Consider the following 25,090-nt stretch of genomic DNA (forward strand, 5'->3'; position numbering starts at 1 on the left):
ACGTATGTCTGAATCTACAAACTCACATATCATACTGAAAATATGGTGTTTTATTTTAGGCTTGGCTTTGTTGCTAACAGGTTTATTTTTTACTGTCGGTGGAGCAAAGCTGGTCACGCTAGGGGGATCATGGTATTTCGTGATCTCTGGCCTATTAACATTGGTGTCTGCACTTTATATTTTTAAGAAAAAGGTATTGGGTGTCTGGTTATTCAGTCTGGTTTTTGCAGGAACGGTGATTTGGGCATTGGTTGATGCTGGCTGGGAATTTTGGCCACTATTCTCAAGACTCATGTTTCCAGCAGGCTTGTTTGCAGCCTTGATGTTTAGCTTGCCATCAATTCGCCGTTATCAATATCAACCGACGGCTGCTTTACCGGCTTATGCTGTGGGTGGGTTAACTGTATTGGGTATGATCATTGGTTTCTATCAAATGTTTATTCCACACCCAACGGTTGCAGCTTCAGGTGAGCGTTTGCCATTGGTTCCAGTTAAAACAGACATGAAACAAACCAATTGGCAACATTATGGTCAAGATTCGGGAGGCAGTCGTTTTGCTGCATTAGACCAAATTACCCGTGATAATGTACATCAGTTGAAAGAGGTTTGGCGCTTCCGTACAGGTGATTTCACCACAGGTACGGGCAATGGTGCAGAAGATCAAATGACCCCATTGCAAATCGGTAATAAGCTGTTCTTATGTACACCCCATAATAATATTTTAGCTTTAGAGGCAGACTCAGGTAAGCAACTTTGGAAAGCCGAAGTCAATTCTAAAGCTGATGCGTGGGAGCGTTGCCGTGGCGTTGCATACTTTGACTCAACTCAAGTATTGCAACAACCCACCTTAGTCGGCGCAACTCCAGTCAAAGCTGTTGCAAATAACACCTCTTGTTTACGCCGTGTTTATACCAATACCCCTGATGGTCGTCTAATTGCAGTGAATGCGGATACGGGTGAGCGTTGTAAAGATTTTGGAGTAGATGGCACAGTTGATTTGCTGAAAGGTTTAGGTGAGGGAACTAAAGCTCCACGTTTTGAAGTAACTTCTGCACCAACGGTAGCAGGTTCAGTGCTTGTGGTGGGTAGCCGTATTGCCGATAACTTCGCCGCAGATATGCCCGGTGGTGTGATTCGTGCATACGATGTCATTACAGGTGAATTACGTTGGGCATTTGATCCACGTAATCCTGATCCAAACTATGTACTTAAAGACGGTGAAACCTATAAGCGTAGTTCTGCGAATTCATGGGCAGCCATGTCTTATGATCCGCAAATGAACACAGTCTTTTTACCGATGGGAAGTTCATCTGTCGATGTGTGGGGTGGTAATCGTCAACCACTTGATCACAAGTACAATTCATCTGTTTTGGCTTTAGATGCGACCACAGGTAAAGAAAAGTGGGTGTATCAAACTGTTCATAATGATTTATGGGATTTCGATTTACCAATGCAACCGAGCTTGGTTAATTTCCCAATGCAGGATGGAACAAATAAGCCCGCGGTGGTGATTGGAACGAAATCAGGTCAATTCTTTGTATTGGATCGTTTGACGGGACAACCACTGACAAAAGTGATGGAACAACCCGTAAAACCTGCCGATATCAAAGGTGAACAATACAGTCCGACACAACCTCGTTCGGTTGAAATGCCGCAAATTGGCAACCAAACATTGACTGAATCGGATATGTGGGGTGCAACGCCATTTGATCAATTGATGTGTCGTATCAACTTCAAATCAATGCGTTACGAAGGTTTATTTACTGCACCAGGTAAAGATGTTTCACTCAGCTTCCCTGGCTCTTTAGGTGGGATGAACTGGGGCAGCATTGCGTTTGATCCGAGTCATCAATACATGTTTGTCAATGATATGCGTTTGGGCTTATGGATTAAATTGGTTGAGCAAACACCAGAAGATCTTGCGCGAGAAGCAAATGGCGGTGAAAAGGTGAATACGGGTATGGGGGCTGTGCCAATGAAAGGTACGCCATATAAAGTGGACAAGAATCGTTTCTGGTCGAAATTGAATATCCCATGTCAAAAACCGCCTTATGGTACGATGACCGCAATTGATATGAAAACACGTCAAATTGCATGGCAAGTGCCAATGGGAACAGTAGAAGATACTGGCCCACTGGGAATCAAAATGGGATTGAAAGCACCGATTGGTATGCCTACGATTGGTGGACCAATGGCGACGCAAGGCGGTTTAGTCTTCTTTGCAGCAACACAAGACTATTATTTACGTGCATTAGATTCTTCAACGGGTAAAGAGTTATGGAAATCACGTTTACCTGTTGGTAGTCAAGCAACACCGATCAGTTATGTTTCTCCAAAAACGGGCAAACAGTATGTGATGATTACGGCGGGTGGTGCTCGTCAATCACCTGATCATGGTGACTACGTGATTGCATATAGTTTGAATTGAGTCATTTGACTGTTTTTATAAACAAACCTGCGATTATTTATTGATCGCAGGTTTGCTTTAAGCATTTATAGCAGTTGAATGTTTAAAAATGCGAGTGTTAATCCAAAAAGAAATCTTTCTGTAGATTGGTATTTCCAGCGACACAGGCATATTGAGAAAAGTCAGTGATACCAATACGAGACAACGCTTGTTCATCGGTCAGGCTTTGTCCTGTAAGTTCACCTCTAGCCGTGCTGTAAATCGCAAAAGCGGCATCAGCCATGATCTCTGGTTTACGACTTACATGTAAGGTATTTTCTTCGCCTAGATTCTTAGACACGGCTGCGGTTGCGATATAAGTTTCAGGCCAAAGGGTATTACATGAAATACCATATTGGCGAAATTCTTCCGCCATGCCCAAAGTCAAAATCGTCATACCGTATTTAGATAAAGCATAAGGTGAAAGCATCCCGAGCCATTTCGGTGACATATTTACAGGTGGCGATAAACTCAAAATATGCGGATTTTCAGATTGCTTTAAAAAGGGCAATGCAGCTTGGGCACAAATGAAAGTGGCACGATGGTTAATGGTTTGGATCAGGTCATATTGTTTTAACGAGGTGGATTCCACACCCATCAGTGCAATTGCACCTGCGTTATTAATCAACACATCAATTCCACCAAAGGCTTTGGCGGCTTGCTGAATAGCTGTATGGATTTGCTGCTCATCTCTAACATCAAGTAATAGTGGCAATGCTTTGCCGCCAGCAGCTTCAATTTCTTCAGCCACACTATAAATTGTACCTGTTAATTTAGTTGTCTCGACTTCGGTTTTTGCTGCAATCACGACATTAGCACCTGCCTGAGCTGCTTTTAACGCAATCGCTCTGCCAATACCTCGACTGCCGCCAGTGATAAAAACAGTTCTTCCTTGCATATTATTCATTGAGATGTCCTAGATTTGAGTTGTTGTAAAAGGTGAACTAGATCATGAAAGGGTGTGCAAATTTTTCAGGATCATATAGTTGGCGTTGCTTGGCAATCTCTACAATTCGATGGCGGAGCTGACGTTTGATCACGGCATAGGTGAGGCGGTGCTTTTGTGCCATATCTTCTGCAAATTTGAACACTTCATGACTTAATGATTCAATTGGTTCAATTTGGTGAACGACTTGGGATTGTAGACATTGAGTGCCTGTCATGGTTTTGCCTGTCAAAGACATTTCCCAAATTGCATGTTGATTGGGAAGTAGTTGTACAATTTCAGCAATGGTATCTGTAAAAGGAATGCCTAGATGGACTTCTGGAAAGCAAAAACGTCCTCGATCTGATCGCATAAATCTGAAGTCACAAGCAGACGCAAGAATTGCACCACCTGCATAAGCATTACCACCTATTTCAGCAACTACAGGTAAGTTGAGTAGTGCTAAACGGAGCAACATATTTTCAAGTTGCAGGGTAAAGGCTTTTTTATCTTCCAACGATTGTTGCATTAACCAAGCAAGGTCTAAGCCATTACAGAAGGTTTTAGGATGCTCACTTCGAATAATTAAACAGGCATTATTTTTATCACTTTCAATTTCATCAAAAATAGCAAAATATTCTTCTAATACCGCTTTATTTAAAGCATTTTCCTGATTGCCATTCGTCAAACTCAGCACATAGGTCGATTGCTGTTTATCGAGTGTCATGGTTGCCATTTCAGCAATTCCTCATTGTTTTAGTCATCAATCTTGAGGTTATTATTTCGAAGAAAATGCTCGCTCAACAGGGGAGACTATGCCATATTAATGATCATTTTAGGACATAGGATGTGTCATGCGAGATCCTTTTGGATTGTTTCAAGAAACCATTTCTGTTTCTTATGCCCATGTATTATTAGAAATCGTCTATGAATATGGTATTGATGCACACGTCGTTTTGCATGGAACAGGTCTGATCTTGACTGACATGAAACAAGCCGATGCCAAGATGAGTGCGCATCAATGGTCAAAATTGGTGGTAAATGCGTTACGATTGACGAGGAATCCGCGTCTCGGGATTGAATATGGGTTTAGGTTACGTCCCACTTCGCATGGGGCTTTAGGGTTTGCATTTCTGAGTTGTGCGGATGTTGAAACCGCGTTAAGTCTTTGTCAGCAGTATTTTTGTACCCGAATCCAAAATTTTACCCCTGAATGGCATATTGATGAAACGTTTATCTATGTTTATCTAGATGATGTTCACCCAGTGAAATTAGGTGATGCAGAACAATCTGATCAGTTAAGGCATTTTCTGATCGAGAGTTTATTATTTGGAGCAATTCATTTTCTCACTTTATTTTCTGAGAAAATTGCAGAAAGTTGTGAGGTGTTTGTGGATTGGGCAGATGCTCAGAATTATGAAAAAATTGATTTATCCCAGATAAAGATTCATTTTAATCAACCACGTAATGGTTTTCGATTTTCTAAAAAATATTTACATTGTAAGAATTCGAATGCAGATCAAGTCGCGTTCCAGCAGGCTATTTTGTATTGTGAAAATGACAAGCTTAAACTCGTAAAAGAAAGTACACGGGACTTACAAAAAAGTATTCGTTCCGAGTTGTTATATCATTCTAGTCACGGTTATCCCTCACTTCCATTGATTGCGCAACGTTTAAATATGTCAGAACGAACTATTAAGCGGCATTTGCAAGCACAGGGTACTACGTTTTTGCAAATCTTGGCTGAGGTTCGTTTTAATCAAGCCAAGAAATTACTGCAACAACAGCAATATAGTATTCAGGATATTGCTAGCTTGGTGGGGTATGAAGAAGCCACCAATTTTATTCGTGCCTTTAAAAAGACGTTTGGGGAAACACCGAGTCAGTATCGCAAGAATAATCTATCCAAGCTGAATTAATTTGGTATTTGATGTTGAATCGTCGTGATGAATAACTCTAGCGAATGCTGAATCTGTTCTGTCCATTCAAAAGAGCAATTCATACGAATAAAATGTTGATGTGAGGGCAACACATTAAACAAGGGACTTGGCGCAACGCCCACCTGTTGTTGAATCAGCTGTTCATAGACTTGCATACTGCTGACTTTGTCTGGAAGTTGAATCCATAGAAAATAACCGCTTGGATAATTATACACCTTACAGTCTTGCGGTAGGTGTTGTTTGAGATATTGAAAGAATTGCTTTTTATTCTTTTCTAAGGCGCGCCGTAGAGTTCTTAAATGCTTTTCATAATGATGATGGGAAAGAAACTCCACCAATGCATTTTGGATCAAGGCATTGGCAGAGATAGTACTCATCAATTGTAAATGTTGAATATGTTCAGAGAATTTACCAGCATAGACCCAGCCCATACGGAAACTCGAGCCTAAGGTTTTAGAAAAAGAAGAGCAGTGCAAGACCAAATTTTGTTGGTCAAAATACTTCATTGGCAATGGTTTTTGGCTGCCATAAAACATTTCTTCATAAACATCATCTTCGATTAAATGAATTTGGTGTTCATGCAACAATTTAGCGATTTTATATTTGATGTCATCGCTGACAGTAAAGCCAATTGGGTTATGTGCATTCAGCATAAACCAACAGACTTTAATTGGATAATTTTTGATGACTTGTTCAAAAGCCTCGATATCAAAGCCATGCTGTGGATGTTCTGGGATGGTGATAACTTTTAAACCTAAACGTTCAGCAGCCTGCCAAGCGCCATAAAAAATCGTTTGCTGCAATAAAATATAATCGCCGGGTTGGGTAATGGCTTGTAGTGAAAGATTTAATGCTTCTAGCCCACCTGATGTAATGACAATGTCATCCGCATCGGTTGGAATGCCTTGCATACAATAGCGTTGCGCAATCAGTTTTCTTAACGCTAAATTGCCAGGAGGTAAATTTGAAGTTTGGTCATAACTATGTCGATTGCGAGAAAGTTGTCCCATGATTTGAATCAGTTTTGGGGGATACAGTAACTGACTGTCTGGAAAGGCAGAACCTAATGGGCTGACTTTGGAAGATTGAATCGACTTGAGATATTTAAAAACGAGTGAGTTAATTTCAATTTTCGGATTTAAAGACACCACTGAATAGGCTTGCGGAATCTGAATATGATTTTGCTCAGCCACAAAATAGCCTGACTTTTCTTTTGAATAAATCAGCCCTTGTGCTTCCAGTTCTTGGTAAGCATTCATCACGGTAATCAGACTGAAACCTGATCGTTGTACTTGCTCACGTAAAGAGGGTAACTTGGTGTGTGGCTGCCAAGAACCATTTTCAATAAGAAGTTTCAAGTTATGTGCTAATTGTTCTGATTTATACATAAAATAAAGTAAATCCGTATTGATGGAATAGCCCTCATCTAAAAGCTATTCCACCCATTTTTTAATAGGCAAACATCAAGAGTAATCTAAATAGACCTACAATGATGGCGAGTGCAAAAAAACCAACCAACCATAAGATTATAAACCATTGGGTTTGATTTAAATGCAGCGATTTTATTTTCATGTCAAGCTCCTAGTGATAACCTGCATCACCAATACGCACCTTATCTCTAAACACCCAATATGAGAGGATGGTGTAGGCAATAATCACAGGAATTAAAATCACAGCACCAATAAGGGCAAACTTTTGACTTGAGTAGGGTGCTGCCGCTTCCCAAATCGTAACTGATGGTGGAATAATATTTGGCCAAAGGCTGATCACAAAACCTGTAAAGGCTAAAAACACCAAAGCTAAAGTATAGATAAAGGGTTTAAAGTCCTGACGTTGTTTACAAGCTTTTAAAATCAGGAATGTAAATAGCAGTATTAAGATGGGCACAGGGCTAAAGTACAGCAGATTTGGCAAAGCAAACCAACGTGCTGCAATTTCAGGATGAGTGAGCGGCGTGTATAAACTGACACCCGCAAAGACCACAAATAAAACAATGATCAATTTAGGCATCAGCCCATACATTTGATCTTGTAGTTCATGGTCTGTTTTCATAATCAACCAACCACATCCCAGTGCTGCGTACATGGCAACGACACCTAAACCTGTAAAAAGTGCGAAAGGCGTGAGCCAGTCCAAGCCTGAACCGGAGAAAATACCATGAGTGGTTTGGATACCCTGAATATAAGCACCTAAAATCACGCCTTGCAGGAAGCTAGACAGAATTGAGCCCCAGATAAAGGCTTGATCCCATAGGTATTTGGTACGATTCGCCTTAAAACGAAATTCAAAGGCAACCCCACGGAAAATCAATGCAGTCACCATCAGGATAATCGGCATATATAGCGCAGACAGTACGGTTGAATAGACCAATGGAAAGGCTGCAAATAACCCTGCGCCGCCGAGTACCATCCATGTTTCATTGCCATCCCACACGGGTGCCACGGTATTCATCATCACATCACGTTCTTCTCGGCTTTTGATGAAGGGGAACAAAATCCCGATCCCGAGATCAAAGCCATCCAGAATGACATAGATCAATACACCAAGACCGATAATGCCGACCCAAATCAGAGATAAATCAATCATTGTGGTTCTCCTTGTTTGAGGCCAATTGATCAATGCTTTCATCGACTGCACTTAAAGGACGCATCGGGGTTTTGAAATGCCCATGACCTGCGGGTTCTAGATCAATCGCTTCGATAAATTCAGGACCTTTTTTCAATAGCTTCAACATATAGTAAATGCCGCTACCAAACACGATGGTATAGACCAGTACGAAGATAATTAAGCTGATTCCGACCTGATCGGCGCTCACTGTATGCGACAAACCATCTTTGGTGCGCATCACCCCATAAATTACCCAAGGTTGACGGCCAACTTCAGTTGTCACCCATCCCGCCAGTAAGGCGATATAACCTGTAGGTCCCATGACAAAAGCGAATTTATGAAACCAAGATGAACCATAAAGCTTGCCTTTTTTACGCAGCCATAAAGCAAAGAAAGAGAGCAACACCATTAACATGCCAAGCCCAACCATGACACGGAAACTCCAAAACACAATAGTGGCATTTGGGCGGTCTTCAGGCGCAAAGTCTTTTAAACCTGTGACTTTGCCATTCAGTGAATGAGTCAGAATCAAACTGCCAAGATGAGGAATTCCGACTTCATAGAGATTTTCTTCTTTATCCATGTTCGGAATGGCGAACAGCAGGAGTGGCATTGCTTCATTTTGATTGGTTTCCCAGTGACCTTCGATCGCTGCTAATTTTGCAGGTTGATGTTTTAAGGTATTCAAACCGTGATGATCGCCAATTACCACTTGCAAACACGAGGTGACTAGTACCATCCAAAGTCCCATTGAAAATGATTTTTTGATCAGTTCATCACGGCGACCTTGAATCAGATGCCATGCCGCAGTACCAACCACCAATAAAGATGAGACTAAAAATGCGGCAACTGCCATATGTGCAAAGCGATAAGGGAAGGAGGGATTAAACACGATCGCCCACCAATCGGTTGGGATGATAATGCCATTTTCTATGCTAAAGCCTTGCGGTGTTTGCATCCAACTGTTGGAGGATAGAATCCAGAACATGGAAATACAGGTGCCGATTGCAACCATGAGGGTAGCAGAAAAATGCGCTTTGGGGCTGACCCGTCCCCAACCAAAGAGCATGATGCCGAGGAAACCTGCTTCTAAAAAGAATGCACTTAAAACTTCATAGGTGAGTAATGGGCCTGTAACACTTCCTGCAACGCGGGAAAATTCGCTCCAGTTCGTACCAAACTGGTAACTCATCACCACGCCAGACACGACACCCATTCCAAAGGCAACCGCAAAGATTTTGATCCAGAATTTGAACAGATCTTTATAAATGGGATTTTGAGAACGCAGCCATTTCCATTCTAGCAGAGCGAGGAAACAGGCTAAGCCGATTGAGGTAGCGGGAAAGATAATGTGAAATGAAACAGTAAATGCAAACTGTATTCGAGCTAATTCTAAAGCAGTGAGACCAAGATCCATATATCCTCTCCTATAACAGACGAGCAAAAGCAGTCGCTAGGAAAATGTGAAAAAATAGACTTAAATAATTGAAAATAAATAGAATGGTGAGCTTTATCCACATCTGATCTAAAAACTATCTAAGCAGGATCCATGATCGAATTTTATTTTGTATATAAGTAGATACAATTTCTTCTTGTTTTTTTATAACAGATGAATGGGAATGAAATGATCTGTTATATGTTTTTAGCCAAACTCTGTAGCTATTCAGCTGTCTATACCTCATCCAAAATAACAGCATCAAGCAAGTGTTCTGAATCAAAACACTTGTAAATAGTTTTGAACAGCATGATTTTGACTGGATGGCATATGACAATGTTTGTAACCAAAGAACTTAATGCGATGACGCATCTGTTTCAAGACAGAGAGCCATCGCAATCGGTACAGGAACAACTACGTCTTGAATATGTCAATCTGGAAGCGACTTTATTAAGAGGCAAGGTTTTAAGAGATTTTTCCAAAGATCGTGTTGCTTATATTGCACAGTCTCCGATTGGCGAAAATGATAATAATCTAGGGTATTTATTTGCGCCATTTATTATTGCCAATTTAAATCAGTCGGTGATTTATACAACGCCTGTCGTGCCGTCGGTATTGTCGATTTTGAATCCCTATTTTCAGGCAGAAAAAAGTGTCAATTTCAAAATTGAACAGGTACTGCATAGTCTAAAGCTTTATGTTGATCTCGTAGATTATCCGAAAAGTGAGGAAGATTTTCTTTTTCGGAGTCTTGTTAAAGCACTCTGTCGTACAGATGTTACCCATCTCTTTTTAATTACGCATTTGTTGATAAATGCAGAACAATTGCAAATTCTGCAAGATTATTTTGAAATTAAAATTGATGTGATTCATGCCGATACAGCACCGCAAATGGTTCATGATGAATTGCTGAATACTAGAAAATTGTTATTTAAAAACAAAGATGAATTACATAAAACGATCTGTACTTTGTTTTCGAATCTCAATGCCAAACTTATTGCACAAATTGGTCAATTTAGCCAAGTGCAAGCGGCGCATCTAATTGAAGATATGTTTTATTCAGAACATATTTTTGAGAAGTTATCGGTCTATGCCGAATACATGCAAACTCGCCTTCAAAATGGCGCGAGCTATAAGGTTTTGTCCACCATATAGAGATGAATGTATTGAGTTTTCATATTTAAAATAGGAGGAGACAGCATGTCTCAACAGCACTCAAAATTTCCGTATCTTGCCGTTGGAATTAGTATTTTATTAGGCTGCTTATTTTTAGGTTTCTTCTTCCTTGCCGTATCTCATCAGCCTGATTATATGCCATCACAACAGAAGCAAAATACCTCACAAGTTCAGCCAGCCACAACGACTCATAAATAATAAGTGGTTTTTAAAACAACATGGCACAGCTATCTCTTACTGGTGATCAGAGCATCCTACCAGTATGTTTTTTAACGCTTAGATTAGAATTAGACAAATCAAAAATAGAAAAGAAAAAGAATTCATGTTAATCCTATCTGAGCTTGAAACCAAAATAGCGCAATGATGTAGGCAATTAAATGGACAATTCAGAACAAAGTAAGTTTAAACAAGAAAATACAGGTTATGCCAGAATCGAAGCTTATACCCAACCCGCAGGAGGATGGGGAGCATTACTGAGTGTTGCACGGAATCTCAAGCGCCAAGACATCTTAAAAAAAGGCTCAATTACTTTACTCAATATTAATCAACCGACAGGTTTTGACTGTCCAGGCTGTGCATGGCCTGAGAAAAAAGATACACATGCCTTTAACTTTTGTGAAAACGGTGCCAAAGCGGTGGCATTTGAAGCAACCAGTAAAACTGTAACACCTGAATTTTTTGCACAACATACGGTGAGCTGGTTGTCGGAACAGAGCGATTTTTATCTAGAAGATTTAGGGCGTTTAACTGACCCGATGCGTTATGACCCTGTGTCAGATAAATATGTACCGATTTCTTGGGATGAAGCTTTTCAGTTGATTGCTAAACATTTACAAGCACTCGATCATCCAGATCAAGCGGCATTTTATACCTCAGGTCGTGCCAGTAATGAGGCTGCATTTCTCTACCAACTTTTTGTACGAAGTTTTGGAACCAACAATTTCCCAGATTGTTCCAATATGTGCCATGAAACCACGAGTGTTGGCTTGAAAGAAGCAATTGGTTTGGGCAAAGGAACCGTTATTTTAGAGGATTTTGATCAAGCGGATGCCATCTTCAGCTTTGGGCATAATCCAGGTACCAATCATCCACGTATGTTGGCGACGCTCAGAGAAGTCTCTAGACGAGGGGGAAATATTGTTGCGATAAATCCAATTAAAGAACGTGGCTTAGAGCGTTTCCAAGATCCACAAGCCGCATTGGAAATGATGACCAATAGTAGTACGCCAATTAGTCGTTATTATTTCCAGCCTAAAATTGGTGGGGATTATGCGTTACTTTTTGGGGTACTAAAGCATTTATCAGAATGGGATAAAAAGGCACTTGCGAAAGGGAAACCAAGCGTTTTTGATCGTAGCTTCATTGAAATGAATACGATTGGTTTCGAGGAAATGCTATCTGAAATTGATCGAACAGATTGGGCGGAAATTCATCAATATACGGGGCTGTCAGCAGAACATTTAGAATCAATTGCACAAATGTTCCTTGATGCCAAAAAGGCAATTTTCTGTTGGGGCATGGGCATTACCCAACATCGTCATGGGACTGCCAATATTCATATGTTGGCTAACTTGATGTTATCACGTGGGCATATTGGTCGTCCGGGTGCAGGTCTATGTCCAGTACGTGGTCATAGTAATGTACAAGGCGACCGAACTATGGGTATTAACGAACACCCAAGTGATAAACTACTGGATAGTATTGATCGGGTATTTGGGATTAAATCGCCACGTAAACATGGATTTGGTGTGGTCGATACCATTAAAGCCATGTATGAACGAGAGGTAAAAGTTTTTATTGGTCTAGGAGGAAATTTTGCAGTCGCAACGCCTGATACCCCATATACCCAAGAAGGGTTACGCCGTTGTGATTTGACGGTACATATTACCACGAAATTGAATCGTAGCCATTTGGTCTGTGGTCAAGATGCTTTGATGCTACCTTGTTTGGGGCGTACTGAAGTTGATATGCAGATGCATGGTGCGCAAGCGATTTCAGTTGAAGATTCGATGAGTAATGTTCATCTTTCAGCAGGGCGTAATCCACCAATTTCAGACAATATTTTGTCCGAACCCGATATTGTGGCGCGTATGGCAGAAGCTGCTTTGCCAGAGAGCCAAGTGAAATGGCGTTGGTATATCGAAAACTATGATCGTATCCGTGACTCAATTGCTGATGTTTTTGATGAATTTCATGACTTTAATCAACGTGTTTATCAATCAGGTGGTTTCCATTTAGAGCATCCAGCCAATCAACATGTGTGGAATACGCCAAGTGGCAAAGCTCAGTTTTTGATTACACCGTTGGCAGAGGTCTACCAAGATAAAGAAAATCAATACGCAGCAGCATATACTGAGCAGCAGGTATATACCTTGATGACTACACGCTCGCATGACCAATACAACACCACTTTATATGGTTTGGATGATCGCTACCGTGGTGTATTCGGGCAACGCCGTGTCCTGTTTATGAACCAAGCAGATATTGATGACGCAGGGTTTGAAGCGGATCAATGGGTTGATATTGAAAGTGTGTTCTCGGATGGTGTTAAACGGATTGTACACAGTTTCCGTATCGTCCCTTATAACATTCCGAAAGGCAGTTTGGCAGCTTATTATCCTGAAACTAATCCATTGGTTGCCTTAGGTAGTCATGACAAATATGCCAAAATCCCAGCATCAAAAAGTGTTCCTGTGATTCTGCATGCAGGGCAAGCACCTGAACACTTTAATCTTGCGGTTGCAGTCGATCCTGAACATGCCAATCAACGGGTGAGTAGTACATAGCCTTTCGAAATTCAATGTTCGATTAGGCAATGCGAACGAGGTAAAGTGTGGATACAAAAATTCGAGGCTATGAAACGGTGCAAGTGCATCGTTTTCATCGGGATATTTCAGAAAATGAGATGGACTATATTGTTCAGGAATATCCTGTTGCATTGATCTATAACGGGATTTCACATGCAGTTATGATGGTAACGCCTTCAGACCTCGAAGTATTTGCCAAAGGCTTTAGTCTGTCTGAAGGGATTCTACATAGTTTAAATGAATTATATTCGCTAGAAATTAGTCAGACTGAACTCGGTATTCAAGTGGATATGACGGTCTCATCTCGTGCATTTATGGCATTAAAAGAGCATCGGCGAATAATGGTTGGGCGAACAGGCTGTGGTTTATGTGGTGTGGAAAGCCTAAAACAACTCTATGTGAATTTACCTATCGTCAATACAAGCGTCTCTTCGATCTGGCTAAATCAAATTCCGAGTGCGATTGCTCAACTCAAAGTCAGACAAAAAATCAGTGAGTTAACAGGTGGTGCGCATGCTGCGGCGTGGGTGGTGAAAGGGCAAATCGTGGCTTTGTTTGAAGATGTTGGACGTCATAATGCCTTGGATAAATTATTGGGCTATTTGGCTGAACAAAAATTGAATGTTGCTGATGGTTTTGTGGTGATGACCAGTCGAGCAAGTTATGAACTGATTCGTAAATGTGCGCAATACAATATTGGTCTACTAGCAACGATCTCTGCGCCGACCAGTATGGCGATTGAAATGGCAAAGCAATTAAATTTAACCTTAGCCAGTTTTTGTCGTGGTGATAGCTTTGTTTTATATACAGAATAATCGTAAAAATTTATGATTTGGTTATTTGCACGTTATTACCAAAACATGTTCGAAAATATATTCCTCAGCAAAGAAAATGAAAAGATAGATCAATAACTTGATTTTAGTATCGTGGTTTTAGGTCATTTATGCTTTGTACATTTGTACTAATCTCTAGTTCTCTCGAAAATTTGACTGAGTAAATCTAAGCAACCGTAGATAAAGACTTCATTTGCAGTTGCTAGAATATTGAGCTTATTGTGCAACCAAGTACTGCTGTAACTGTACGCGGAATTGATCTGGTATCGAGCTTGATTTTTGTGTGCTGAAATCAAAATATACTTGAATAGCTTTGCCACGAGCAACACAGTGGTCATTTTGCCAAGCTTCATGTGCAACAACAAATGATGAATTTCCAATGCGTTCAATCCATGTCTTGATTTCAATCGTTGCGCCGTAATAGATTTGGGCAACAAAGTCGACTTCAACGCGAGCGAGAATTAAAGGAAGATTTTTAATTTCCATATTTGGATTAAAGATACGAAAAATAGGCTCACGTGCAGTCTCAAACCAGCCTGTGATTACAGTATTGTTGATATGCCCAAAGGCATCAGTTTCATAAAATCTTGGAGTAATCGAGAGTGTGAACATAGATAGATCAACTGTTATTTTCTCATTGAAAGTTTAATACTATAAATGTTGGTGCTTAAATAAGTTAGCCCTAATCTGAGACTTAGGCGACTAATCTATAGACTTTACTTTTTAAGTTTCAATACTTAAAAATTGGATACCGATTTCTAGTTAAAGTTATCTTAGATAGTATTGTGGATAATAGGGAGCCTTTAGATTTTTAAAATATTTCTGCTCAACGTCTTGAACTTGCCATCACTCCAAGTATATTGCGATCGTCGTCGTATAGAGCAGGTCTTGATTGATAATGTAATCCGCTACGCAAATGTAGGGACGTTATATTCCATTAAACTTGATTGAACAGTCTTGGGTTTAGCTGTTGTGCAGGTAATTGTTATTGAACATAAAGGATTGATTAAATATGACAATTTAGAAAATAGTAGTGTATTTAGTCTTGTATTCCCGATGAAAATTGAAATTATGATAAGTATTTTTCCATAATGCATTGATATTAATATAAATTATGTTCTAAAAAATGCTTTAAAATTTATAAGAAAAAGATGTAATTTTTTCAATTACGATGTGTTTATTTGTGTGAGGCAATAATTGTCAATGAGTTTTTTTACCAATTGGTAAAGCTGAGAAAAAAAATCACATTTATGTGGATTTGTGTGTTCAAGTCGATATTTTTGTAGTATTCTTTTTGAAAATTGTCAATAAATTCGTAGAATTTGTCAATAAAAATTATCTTTCCATTTTTTTGGGGGTTGTAAAACATGATAAGCCGATTCAAGAAAAGTGCTGTCTCAAAAACTTCATTTATCGCTTTATTTGGCTTATTTATTGGGTTTCATAGTTCTATTGTATTTGCTCAACCTAAAGCTGGTAGTAGTATTACGAATATTGCAAGTGGTGATTTTTATGATGAGCAAGGCAATCTTCAAGTCATTAACTCTAACGCAGTTATTTTAACAGTTCAGCCGATTTACTCTTTAAATTTTCAAAGCAACCAGCAAAATATTGGCACTATTGGTAGTAAAGTGAATTTCCCGCATGTTTTAACAAACACGGGGAATATCGTTGACGATTATAAATTAAGTCTTAGTCAGTTGACCAATGACCAGTTTAATTTAGAAAACATCGCTGTTTATATTGATCGGGATCAAAACGGCGAGCCGGATGATAATAATAATTTACTTAATGCAAGTGCGAGCTTTCGATTAGAAGCTGGTGAATTTGCTTCATTGGTTGTTGTTGGAAGTATCCCAACAAATGTTACAGCCAATGATATTGCAAATTTTACTTTAACTGCGACAAGTCAGCATGATAACGCTATTGTTATGACATTAAGTGATACTGCAAAAGTTGTTGATGATGCTGTTATTCAAGTTACAAAAGCACAAAGTATAAGTACAGGGAAAACAGGTACAGAAATTACCTATACCTTTAATTATACAAATACAGGTACCGCAGCAGCACGATTGGTTTTACGAGATATTTTAGCGACAGATGTAAGCTATAAGTCTGGTAGTGGTAGTTGGGGGAATGGTTCTGGATCTTTAACAGATGCAGATGATGTAGAAGCAGGTGCAAATGCTGCGATCAAATATAAAGTAAACAGTGGTCAAGTCGATGTCGAATTGGCAAGTGTAGCGGCTCTAAGTAAAGGCACTGTAAGTTTCAAAGTTATTGTAAACCCAAATGCAGCTGAAAAAATTCCAAACACTGCGGACTATCAACAATATAATGCTTCAAATGCAGTTATTAAGAATACATTAACAAATACTGTAATTTTTAATGTAGAACAAACTTTAGGTGTTGTACTTAACTATAGTTCTAGTAGTGCAAATGATGATGGTGAACCAAATGGCGGGTTGAATAATTTACAGACCCAAAATAATACATTTGGTGGAATTGCTAAAGAAATTCAATTTGATAATTATGTTTGGAACACAGGACAAGCAACAGATACTTATAATTTAAGTTTCTTAAAAAGCAACGTTCCAAGTTGTGCAGTTGTTCGTTTATATCATGCAGATGGTCGTACTTTACTCACAGATACAAATGGTGATGGTATTGTGGATACGGGTGGGTTGGCTTCTGGAAATTCAAAAAGAATTAAGCTAGGTATTTATTTTCCATCTAATTGTACATCAACAAGTACTATGGATTTCGATATTACAGCTACCTCCGTTACAGACATAACAATAAAAAATAGCACTCGAGATAGATTGGTGAATACGGTTGCTGTGGGTGAAAGTGATTTGTATAACAGTAACAATTCAGGTGTGGGTGTTGGAAATGTTGCTGGGTCTGGTGGGCAAGCATTGCTGATTAAAAATGGTGTAAAAGGAACTAATGTTGTTTTTCCTTTAGTAATTAGAAATAACAGTACCGTATCTAATAATTATAATTTGTATGCCTCTAGTGCCAATATTGATGTGAATAGTATCAGTACAACATTACCAACCGATTGGGTGGTTAAGTTTTATAATGGTGATGCGACTTGCCAATCTTTACAAAGTGAAATTACCAGTACGGGAAATCTAGCTGCAGGTGCAACTAAAGCGTATTGCGCTGTAGTGACAGTCCCAGCGAATACAAGTGTGACAAGTTTACCAATTTGGTTTGCGATGAAATCACCGATGAATGCGCAAGGTGATAGTATTAAAGATCAAGTAGATATCGCTATTCGCCAATTAACTTTAGCCAATGATCAACAAGGGCGAATCAATGTTGGTGGTACGGTTGTTTATCTACATACTTTAAAAAATATGGGAACATTCATCGAGGGGGACACAACTGGAAAAGTGAGTCTAAGTGTTGTACCACAAAATATAAATGATGGATTTATTTATACCTTATATTACGATGCGAATAATAATGGTGTATTAGATACGACTGATCCTATTGCGAATGATTTATTTGTGACAGGTGGTTTAAATCCACAAAGTTCAGTGCAACTACTTCTAAAAGTTCAATCACCATTAACGGCTACAAATGGTGTTTCGAGTGCTGCAAATATTGTGGTGTCAGCAACAAATACTATTCAGGGTTTAGCTTTAGCTGCAATTCAAAATACAGATTTAACAACCGTTGATCCTACACAGCTGCGTTTAACCAAAGAGCAAGCTAAAGATGAAATGTGTGTGCTAATCAGTGTTACTACGGCAACTTATGCGAGTAACCCATTGACAATTAAGCCAAATCAATGTGTAACTTATCGATTAACAATTAAAAATGATGGTTCAACGCCAGCAGCGAATGTTGTGATTAATGATGTTGTACCAGCTTACAGTATTCTGAGAAATGCAGTGCCACCATCAGTAAGTAAAGGTTCTGTAACGGTTAGTGGCGATCAAATATCAGGAAATATTGGGGCACTTGCACCACAGGAGCAGGCTGCTTTGTATTTTTCTATTCAGGTAACACCTTAAGTTGGGCGGATAGCAGAGATGAATATAATGAATACATTAAAAAATATCCGCATCAAAATCATTACTTTGGTGGTTTTCGCTATTACCTTACTTGTAGCGTATCAATCAAGTTTTGCTGCTGTTCCGACACGCCAAATTATTAGTAATATGGCGATTGGTGAATATACGGAAGAAGGATCGACTGTTGTACAAGTGAGTCGTTCGAATTTGGTTCAAACGACGATTTTGCCAGTTTACTCAGTAAATTTAACCGCAAATAGCACAAAAAATGTTGTTGCAGGGCAAACGGTCTATTTTAATCATACTTTAAATAATACAGGTAATGAGGTAGATCAATACACCTTTGCGGTGACAAATAATACGGGGGATAGTTATGATTTTACTAATCTATCCGTATTTTTAGATAAGGATAATGATGGAGTGCCGGATGGTGCTGCAATTACGTCTTATTCTTTAAGTGCAGGTGAGTCGGTTGGTCTCATTGTAGCCGCGAATGTACCGAGTGGTGCAACAGTTAGTCAAAGTGGACTGTTAACACTCAATGTTACTTCTTTAAATAATGCCTCTGGTACAAAAACCAATGTAGATACGGCAACTGTAAGTAATCAATCGGTTGTTATTGTTCGTAAAAAGTTCTCTCAAACAACTGTTGCGAATGGAGATGTTGTAACAGTTCGTTTGGATTATCAAAATCTTGGAAGTATTGCTACGGGTTCAGTAACCTTAACCGATATTCTTGATCCAAGTTTGGTATATCAACTGAATAGTGGAGAAAACTGGAATGGCACAACTGTTAATCCAAGTACAGGTAGTAATGATCCAGTTGGAATTAACTATAGTGTTACATCAAATACGCTAACAGCTGTATTAAGTTCTATTGCAGCAAATAGTGTTGGTTATATCGAGTTTAAAGTTGGAGTTAACAGAACACTGGCTGGGAAAATTAATAATACTGTTAATTTTCAATATGACCATGACAATAATACAGCAACTGCAACAATTGCTGATGTGAGTAATATTGCTGTACTTAACCTAGCTCCAATTTATGCTGTTAAAATTAATGGTAGTGTGAGTGATGTAAATAATAGCAGCAATATTATTGCGACCCCTGTTTTACAAGGTGGGGAGTTGGTTTTTAATAACTATGTTTGGAATACAGGTAATAGTACAGATCTTTTTAATCTGACATTGACGGGTAGTACTTTTCCTGCGGGTAGTCAAATTGAGTTCTATCGTGCAGATGGTGTAACACCATTATTAGATAGTAATGCTGATGGGATTCCAGATACTGGCTTAATCACATCTGGTACAAATTTACCAATTATTGTTAAAGTCCGCTTACCGAGTAGTTATGCGGTTACAACAGATACTACATTTGAAGTTTCTCCTCAAGCGCAGTCATTAGGCGATATTACCAAAACAAGTTTGATCAAAGATCAAGGTAATTTACTTGCAACAACAGCAGCTCGATTGGTTGATTTAACCAATAGCCCTGAAAATAATGGTTTGGGTAATGGAAATATAGACAATGCAGGGAATGCATGGAAAACGGTAACGACATCAACCAGTAATAATCCAACAGCAGGTGGGCAGGCAATTTTCCCATTGAAAGTAAGTCATACGGGCATTGGGGCTGAATATGTATTGAATGCAAATGCAAGTAGTGACTTTACAAGTTTAACTTTACCTGCTGGTGTGAATCGCGTTCGTTTCTATGTGTCTGCAAATGGTTCAAACTGTAGTGTTTTGGGTGCTGAGATTGGTAAAACACTTTATCTAAATAATGGTGAAAATCAGTTGGTTTGTGCTGTTGTCGAGGTTGATAAACTTACTACGAGTGTAACGACACCCATTTATTTCCGTGCTATTTCGACAAGTTTTGTGAGTGGTAATAATAGTAGTAACCCAGGCCAAGACACGATTAAAAATGCGATTACGATTCAAAGTGTGAATGCTGTGCCAGATGTAGAATTTATGCCTAATTCACGTGGACAAGTATCACCATTAGGCACTGTAATTTATAGCCATATTTTAACTAACAACACCAATACAGATCTTGCTGGAAATTATAGTTTCCTTGTGAGCGATGATCAGGATGCATTTAATAGTACGCTTTTCTATGACGTAAATGGAAATGGTGTATTTGACGCGGGTGATTTGGTGATGAGAAGTTTAGCTGACTTACCAAGTGGAAAACTTGCCGCACATGAACAGGTAAAATTGCTACTAGAAGTTAAAAACATGGTGGCAAATAATATTGCCCAAGCAAATAATACCGTTGTAAACCTCACGGATTCAGGTAATGGTCAAGTTCTAGTATCAATTACAGATGTAACCGTTGTAAATCAAACACAATTAAAACTGAGTAAATTGCAAGCACGTGATTTTGATTGCAATGGTACAGCGGATGAGTCATACACTACAAATAATTTAAATATTGGTAAGCAAGCAAATGGGCAGGGACAATGCGTGCTATACAAAGTGATTTTGACAAATACAAGTGCGACAAGCCTGAATACGACATTTACCTTTAGAGATATGACACCTGTTTACACTGTTTTGTCTCAATCACCTGTTTGTACTGCTTGTAGTGCTATGACAGCTCCGACTGTGGGTAATTCAGGTTTAGTTTCAGGAACATTAAATAGTGTGGCGGCGAATCAAAGTTACGAATTTAATTTTGGGGTGCGCTATGTTGGACAATAAACCAAGAGTACAAAAACAAGCCGTGTTGAACATTCATCGAGCAACGATAATCATGAATAAAATTTTTTCTTGGATATTGATGTTATTTAGCTATTTGATATTCACGAATAGTAGTTTTGCAGCACCTCCAACGATTGAGATTTTTTCTGGTTCTGGTACAGGGCAACAAGGTCCAAGAGCAAATACGACAGCACATACCTTTTTACTTAATAGGAATAACCCCTCAGATAACGTAAGTGAAGCTTATGCACCAACGACGACGGTCAGCTATACGATTACGAATTCTGTGTACAACCGTACGCCTTATGCACCAGCTAATAACTCATTCACTAGACCAGATATATTTATGGGGGGGGATACTGATGGAAATGCGGTAGTACAGCCTGTTAATATTTTACAACCTATGAATGGTTATGGTAGTCCTGCTGATAATATGTTTGCAGCCTCACTACAAAATGCACCGACAGGATGTACTAATGGTACAGCTTGTTTGAGTACGAATGGTGGTATTACTGTTGCCACAAACCATGGTGTAGCTATGGAGATGACTACTCGAGGGCTAAATGCGACAAATGCGGCAACGAATACTAGAATAAGAATGGGGACGATAGTAATTAACTTTAACCGTGCAGTTACTAACCCTATATTACAAGCGAGTGCTTTAGGTGCGGAAACAACGACTGGTTTAGGTTTTAGTGCTGAATTTACGCTAACGAGTAGTAATACTCCAGTTACAATGAGTCGTCTCGCAGGGAGTCGAGAGTTAACTGTAAGTGGGAATAATATTGTTAATAACGCATCTACAATTAGAGCAACGAGTGGGAGTGGTGGTGCTAGTGGAAGTGTTTATGTTAAGGGTAAGGGGATTACGCAGTTAACATTTGACATCTATGTGCGTGGGGATGGTCGGGCTTCATCTTGGGGGGCAACAGGAGCTGATGCTTTCTTCTTTGGTGTATCAAGCATGGACGCTGATAGTGATATTTCAATTGTTAAAAGTCAGCGTGTTGGGACATCAGGAACCTTTGTACAAACCCAATTAAATAATGTTCCTGTTAACTCAATTATGCAGTATCAATTATTGATTACTAATTCTCAGTCTGCTGGTGCAACCATTGGCGGTTCTGCTTATTTAGCGCCATTTTCTGATGTCATTCCCTTGAGTTTAAAGGGCGTCGCTATTGTTGGAACACCAAGTACAACGGTTGCAGGTACGACATGTTCACCAGTCTTATCAGGGAATGATACTAGTGGTTATACATTAAGCGGAACATTTAGTGGTGCTAGTACAGCGACATGTACAATTACACTTCAAGGATCAGCTAGAACTGCTGGAACGATTACCAATACAGCAACCATTGAGTCAACATCAACTGATGCAGCAACTACAAATAATAGTAGTTCCGTAAATGCAATTATTGTTGATCCAACGCCTATAACCGCTAATACCACCATTCTAGAGGCGCGTTTTAGTGTTACGCCTAATTTACCTACAATTGTTCGAGAACGTACTGGAACTCAGACGATTGATATTAGAAATGAAGGTCCTAATAATGCAACAAATGCAATAGCTACTTATATTGCGGCACCACAAACAGGTGTTAGTGTAAGTTCTGTAAGTGTTGTTGGTGGAGGAGTGTGTTCATTGAGTGGTAATAATTGGACATGTCCTTTAGGAAGTGTTGCAAATGGGACCACAAAGCAATTATCTGTTAATTATAGTACAACTACAGCATCGTCTTTAGGAACAGCACAGCAAGCAACTGTCAAGGTTTCAAGTGATGAGTTTAACCCCGGTAGTGGTGTCGGTGAAACACTCTATAAGGTTTGGGGAACGAATGCGCAAAATGAATATCGAGCGAATGGTGCATTCTGGGTGGGTTATGAGGGTACAGGTGGTACTGTAAAAGTTGGGACGTATGCTGATGAAAATACGTCAATTTTAGCTCCATGGCCAACTAATCAAGCAAGCCCTACTGGTGGATATTTAGTTTCAGGTAATAATGCTACGAATGATTCTACTTATGCGGCATCAAGTACGAATGCTTCAGCAATGATTCAGCGAATTATTTCTACGATGGCCTCAGATGCAAATGCTACTGTACAGCTTAGTTTAATTAGTCCGCCAAATATTGGTGATAACCGCAGAGCGTGGGAATTTACGACTGGAGTATATATTCCAACATCTCAAGCAGTTACCTTTTGTGTAGGCAATACAGGTCTTGGTGTGGATGATGGTGCCTATATCATGGTTGATGGTACAGCTGTGACAAGTGTAAATGGCTATGTAAGCGGTGGTGTGACAGCAACAACTTCTGCTGCGCTAAGTGCAGGTTATCATCGTATTACGTATCGTATTGTTAACCGTAATACTTATGGTGCTACGAGTGAGCGATCACCAGGTGGTTATGGGGCAATCGGCTTATCGCTTAGTGGTGGGTGTTCAACTGCGAATTATGATAATGCGACAAATAGTGGTGTTCCAGTAAGTATTAATATTATTGATGGCGCAAAAATCAAGATTGCTAAAAACTCTGTTAATGGGACGGGAACATTTAACTATATTAACCTTTTAAATTTAGTAAATAATACAACTGCTGTAACTACGGACTCTGTAACAACAGTAACAGCCGGAACAACTGCGATCTCAACGCAACAGTTGTGGGCTCAAACACTAAATACAGATGTTTCAATTACTGAGAGTGCTTTAGCTGGATATGTTTTGTCGGGTGTGAGTTGTACAGATGCGAATAGTGCCTCAACAGGTAATACGGGTACTTTTTGGACTATCGTAAATAATGTCCTGACAATACCAGCTGCACGCATTAAAGAAGGTGCAAATATTACGTGTACCTTTACCAATACCAAGCTTATTTATGTGGATATTACAGGGCGAGTATTTGTTGATAATAGTGGAACAACACTTGATGTAAGTAAGGCATATAACGCTATTCAAGATACTGGTGAAGTTGGAATTGCGAATAGTACAATTCGTTTAAATAATTGTAGTACAACACAATTGGCTTCAACTGTAACAAGTGCAAATGGTGATTATGCTTTCTCAATTGAACAAAGTTTATTGCCATCATCATTCTGTATTGTTCAACAGAATTTACCTGAGTATATTTCAGTAAGTGGTACCAATGGATATACTCGATCAACAGATACGATTGCTTTAACAAAAACAAGTGCAACGAGTTATACAGCAAATAATTTTGGTGATGTCATTGTTAATATTGTGTTAAGGGAAGATGGGCAACACACAGTAACTGCTGGTGATGTTACGGATTATCCTCATCGTTTAACAACACAAATACCAGTTCAATTAACTCAGTTGTTACAAACGCAAGTCCAACAGCCGAATTCTAGTGCTGATCAACCATGGCAAGCTGTAATTTATAGGGATACGAATTGTAACGATCAAGTAGATATGGGTGAAACAGTATTTAATCCAACTGCATCTAGTCCTACTTTATTACAGCCAAATATAGATATTTGCTTGGTTCAGCGTGTACATGTACCAACGAATGTGGTCGCAGGTTCACAACATGTAGGAACATTGCAAGCAACATATGAGTTTGCGTTGACTAACCCTGCACAGACACTTACAGGTCAAACCGTTAAACGTCAGGATATGACACTTATTGGCAGTGCTGGACTAATATTGACAAAGAAAGTCCGTGCTGTTGCAAGTTGTCCATCAACAGGGTCTGATACAAATACGTTTGTTACGACAAATCAAGCAAATAAACAGGATAATTTGGAGTATGAGATCACATATAAAAATAATAGTGTCAAAAAACTACAAAACGTAAAGGTTAAAGATAGTTTACCAATTGGTACTAACTTTGGCAGTATGAGTTGTAATTCTACACCAAGTGGAAATACTTGTAATACAAGCCATTCTGGTGATTATTTAGAATGGACATTAACAGGGTTGTTAAATTCTGCTGCAACAGGGTCTTTGCGATTCTGTGTGGTTCAGTAATTAAGACATTTAAAGGAATGTAAAAATAATTGTAATTAGAAATACCTGAAATAAGAAAATGGTATAGATGTTGCATTATTTTAACTGGTAGATGTTTTTTTACAATAAAGTGATTTTTTTCAACAAAAATACATAAAAATACTGTATTTTTGTGACAGTAGGAATTCCTTGAATAAAGTTTATGGATAACGATTCAAAG

The 25,090-nt window shown here is 39.2% G+C and carries 15 protein-coding genes and 1 pseudogene; 9 read left to right on the top strand and 7 right to left on the bottom strand.

Going from position 1 to position 25,090, the window contains the following annotated elements; translation table 11 throughout:
• Positions 1-4 precede the first annotated feature (4 nt).
• Positions 5-2,428 carry a glucose/quinate/shikimate family membrane-bound PQQ-dependent dehydrogenase gene (locus tag MMP60_RS06070; protein ID WP_241335433.1) on the top strand — a complete coding sequence of 808 codons (2,424 nt, stop codon included), beginning with the start codon at positions 5-7 and terminating at the stop codon, positions 2,426-2,428.
• A 97-nt stretch (positions 2,429-2,525) separates the two neighbouring features.
• On the opposite strand, the gene MMP60_RS06075 is transcribed toward MMP60_RS06070, so the two are convergent.
• Positions 2,526-3,353, bottom strand: coding sequence for an NAD(P)-dependent oxidoreductase (locus MMP60_RS06075; protein ID WP_241335434.1), 828 nt, complete (start codon positions 3,351-3,353; stop codon positions 2,526-2,528).
• 37 nt (positions 3,354-3,390) lie between these two features.
• Complete coding sequence (locus MMP60_RS06080; protein ID WP_241335435.1) at positions 3,391-4,107, bottom strand: enoyl-CoA hydratase/isomerase family protein; 717 nt, start codon at positions 4,105-4,107, stop codon at positions 3,391-3,393.
• Positions 4,108-4,225: 118 nt separating this feature from the next.
• On the opposite strand from MMP60_RS06080, the gene MMP60_RS06085 reads away from it, so the two are divergent.
• Positions 4,226-5,290 carry an AraC family transcriptional regulator gene (locus MMP60_RS06085; RefSeq protein WP_241335436.1) on the top strand — a complete coding sequence of 355 codons (1,065 nt, stop codon included), beginning with the start codon at positions 4,226-4,228 and terminating at the stop codon, positions 5,288-5,290.
• On the opposite strand, the gene MMP60_RS06090 is transcribed toward MMP60_RS06085, so the two are convergent.
• From MMP60_RS06090 to MMP60_RS06100, 4 genes are all read right to left on the bottom strand, one after another.
• Entirely contained in the window at positions 5,287-6,699 is a 1,413-nt protein-coding gene (locus tag MMP60_RS06090) for a PLP-dependent aminotransferase family protein (RefSeq protein ID WP_241335437.1), read from the bottom strand. The genes MMP60_RS06085 and MMP60_RS06090 overlap by 4 nt on opposite strands.
• Positions 6,700-6,760: 61 nt before the next feature.
• Positions 6,761-6,883: a hypothetical protein gene (locus tag MMP60_RS15910; protein WP_277603681.1), complete on the bottom strand. Its 123-nt coding sequence runs from the start codon at positions 6,881-6,883 to the stop codon at positions 6,761-6,763.
• A gap of 9 nt (positions 6,884-6,892) precedes the next feature.
• Positions 6,893-7,897 carry a cytochrome d ubiquinol oxidase subunit II gene (gene cydB, locus MMP60_RS06095; RefSeq protein ID WP_241335438.1) on the bottom strand — a complete coding sequence of 335 codons (1,005 nt, stop codon included), beginning with the start codon at positions 7,895-7,897 and terminating at the stop codon, positions 6,893-6,895.
• Entirely contained in the window at positions 7,890-9,335 is a 1,446-nt protein-coding gene (locus MMP60_RS06100) for a cytochrome ubiquinol oxidase subunit I (protein WP_241335439.1), read from the bottom strand. Before MMP60_RS06100 ends, cydB begins: the two co-directional genes overlap by 8 nt.
• A 354-nt stretch (positions 9,336-9,689) precedes the next feature.
• Here MMP60_RS06100 and MMP60_RS06105 point away from each other — a divergent pair, with 354 nt between their 5' ends.
• From MMP60_RS06105 to fdhD, 4 genes and pseudogenes are all read left to right on the top strand, one after another.
• Entirely contained in the window at positions 9,690-10,508 is an 819-nt protein-coding gene (locus MMP60_RS06105) for a hypothetical protein (RefSeq protein ID WP_241335504.1), read from the top strand.
• 45 nt (positions 10,509-10,553) lie between these two features.
• The gene (locus MMP60_RS06110) at positions 10,554-10,727 is read left to right on the top strand and encodes a hypothetical protein (RefSeq protein WP_241335440.1); all 174 of its coding nucleotides are present in this window, start codon (positions 10,554-10,556) and stop codon (positions 10,725-10,727) included.
• 179 nt (positions 10,728-10,906) lie between these two features.
• A complete protein-coding gene (locus MMP60_RS06115) occupies positions 10,907-13,315 on the top strand; it encodes an FdhF/YdeP family oxidoreductase (RefSeq protein ID WP_241335441.1) in 2,409 nt (802 codons plus the stop codon).
• A gap of 47 nt (positions 13,316-13,362) precedes the next feature.
• Positions 13,363-14,151 (top strand): annotated as a pseudogene (gene fdhD / locus MMP60_RS06120) (formate dehydrogenase accessory sulfurtransferase FdhD); the annotation flags it as partial.
• Positions 14,152-14,385: 234 nt separating this feature from the next.
• On the opposite strand, the gene MMP60_RS06125 reads toward fdhD, so the two are convergent.
• A complete protein-coding gene (locus MMP60_RS06125; RefSeq protein ID WP_241335443.1) occupies positions 14,386-14,781 on the bottom strand; it encodes a thioesterase family protein in 396 nt (131 codons plus the stop codon).
• Positions 14,782-15,536: 755 nt separating this feature from the next.
• Here MMP60_RS06125 and MMP60_RS06130 point away from each other — a divergent pair.
• Genes MMP60_RS06130 through MMP60_RS06140 form a run of 3 tightly spaced genes read left to right on the top strand, consistent with a single transcriptional unit; the run spans position 15,537 to position 24,891 of the window.
• Positions 15,537-18,197, top strand: coding sequence for a hypothetical protein (locus MMP60_RS06130; protein WP_241335444.1), 2,661 nt, complete (start codon positions 15,537-15,539; stop codon positions 18,195-18,197).
• An 18-nt stretch (positions 18,198-18,215) separates the two neighbouring features.
• Positions 18,216-20,903 carry a hypothetical protein gene (locus tag MMP60_RS06135; protein ID WP_241335445.1) on the top strand — a complete coding sequence of 896 codons (2,688 nt, stop codon included), beginning with the start codon at positions 18,216-18,218 and terminating at the stop codon, positions 20,901-20,903.
• Positions 20,890-24,891, top strand: coding sequence for a hypothetical protein (locus tag MMP60_RS06140; RefSeq protein ID WP_241335446.1), 4,002 nt, complete (start codon positions 20,890-20,892; stop codon positions 24,889-24,891). Before MMP60_RS06135 ends, MMP60_RS06140 begins: the two co-directional genes overlap by 14 nt.
• Positions 24,892-25,090: the final 199 nt, after the last annotated feature.

It is taken from the genome of Acinetobacter sp. ANC 4805 (assembly GCF_022549495.1).
Lineage (GTDB): Bacteria > Pseudomonadota > Gammaproteobacteria > Pseudomonadales > Moraxellaceae > Acinetobacter.

Excerpts from the sequence above, each read along its gene's own strand:
- MMP60_RS06105 (WP_241335504.1), top strand. The coding sequence starts at position 9,690 with ATGTTTGTAACCAAAGAACTTAATGCGATGACGCATCTGTTTCAAGAC.
- MMP60_RS06085 (WP_241335436.1), top strand. The coding sequence starts at position 4,226 with ATGCGAGATCCTTTTGGATTGTTTCAAGAAACCATTTCTGTTTCTTAT.
- cydB (WP_241335438.1), bottom strand. The coding sequence starts at position 7,897 with ATGATTGATTTATCTCTGATTTGGGTCGGCATTATCGGTCTTGGTGTA.
- MMP60_RS06125 (WP_241335443.1), bottom strand. The coding sequence starts at position 14,781 with ATGTTCACACTCTCGATTACTCCAAGATTTTATGAAACTGATGCCTTT.
- MMP60_RS06100 (WP_241335439.1), bottom strand. The coding sequence starts at position 9,335 with ATGGATCTTGGTCTCACTGCTTTAGAATTAGCTCGAATACAGTTTGCA.
- MMP60_RS06080 (WP_241335435.1), bottom strand. The coding sequence starts at position 4,107 with ATGGCAACCATGACACTCGATAAACAGCAATCGACCTATGTGCTGAGT.
- MMP60_RS06070 (WP_241335433.1), top strand. The coding sequence starts at position 5 with ATGTCTGAATCTACAAACTCACATATCATACTGAAAATATGGTGTTTT.
- MMP60_RS15910 (WP_277603681.1), bottom strand. The coding sequence starts at position 6,883 with ATGAAAATAAAATCGCTGCATTTAAATCAAACCCAATGGTTTATAATC.
- MMP60_RS06090 (WP_241335437.1), bottom strand. The coding sequence starts at position 6,699 with ATGTATAAATCAGAACAATTAGCACATAACTTGAAACTTCTTATTGAA.
- MMP60_RS06110 (WP_241335440.1), top strand. The coding sequence starts at position 10,554 with ATGTCTCAACAGCACTCAAAATTTCCGTATCTTGCCGTTGGAATTAGT.
- MMP60_RS06135 (WP_241335445.1), top strand. The coding sequence starts at position 18,216 with ATGAATATAATGAATACATTAAAAAATATCCGCATCAAAATCATTACT.
- MMP60_RS06140 (WP_241335446.1), top strand. The coding sequence starts at position 20,890 with ATGTTGGACAATAAACCAAGAGTACAAAAACAAGCCGTGTTGAACATT.
- MMP60_RS06115 (WP_241335441.1), top strand. The coding sequence starts at position 10,907 with ATGGACAATTCAGAACAAAGTAAGTTTAAACAAGAAAATACAGGTTAT.
- MMP60_RS06130 (WP_241335444.1), top strand. The coding sequence starts at position 15,537 with ATGATAAGCCGATTCAAGAAAAGTGCTGTCTCAAAAACTTCATTTATC.
- MMP60_RS06075 (WP_241335434.1), bottom strand. The coding sequence starts at position 3,353 with ATGAATAATATGCAAGGAAGAACTGTTTTTATCACTGGCGGCAGTCGA.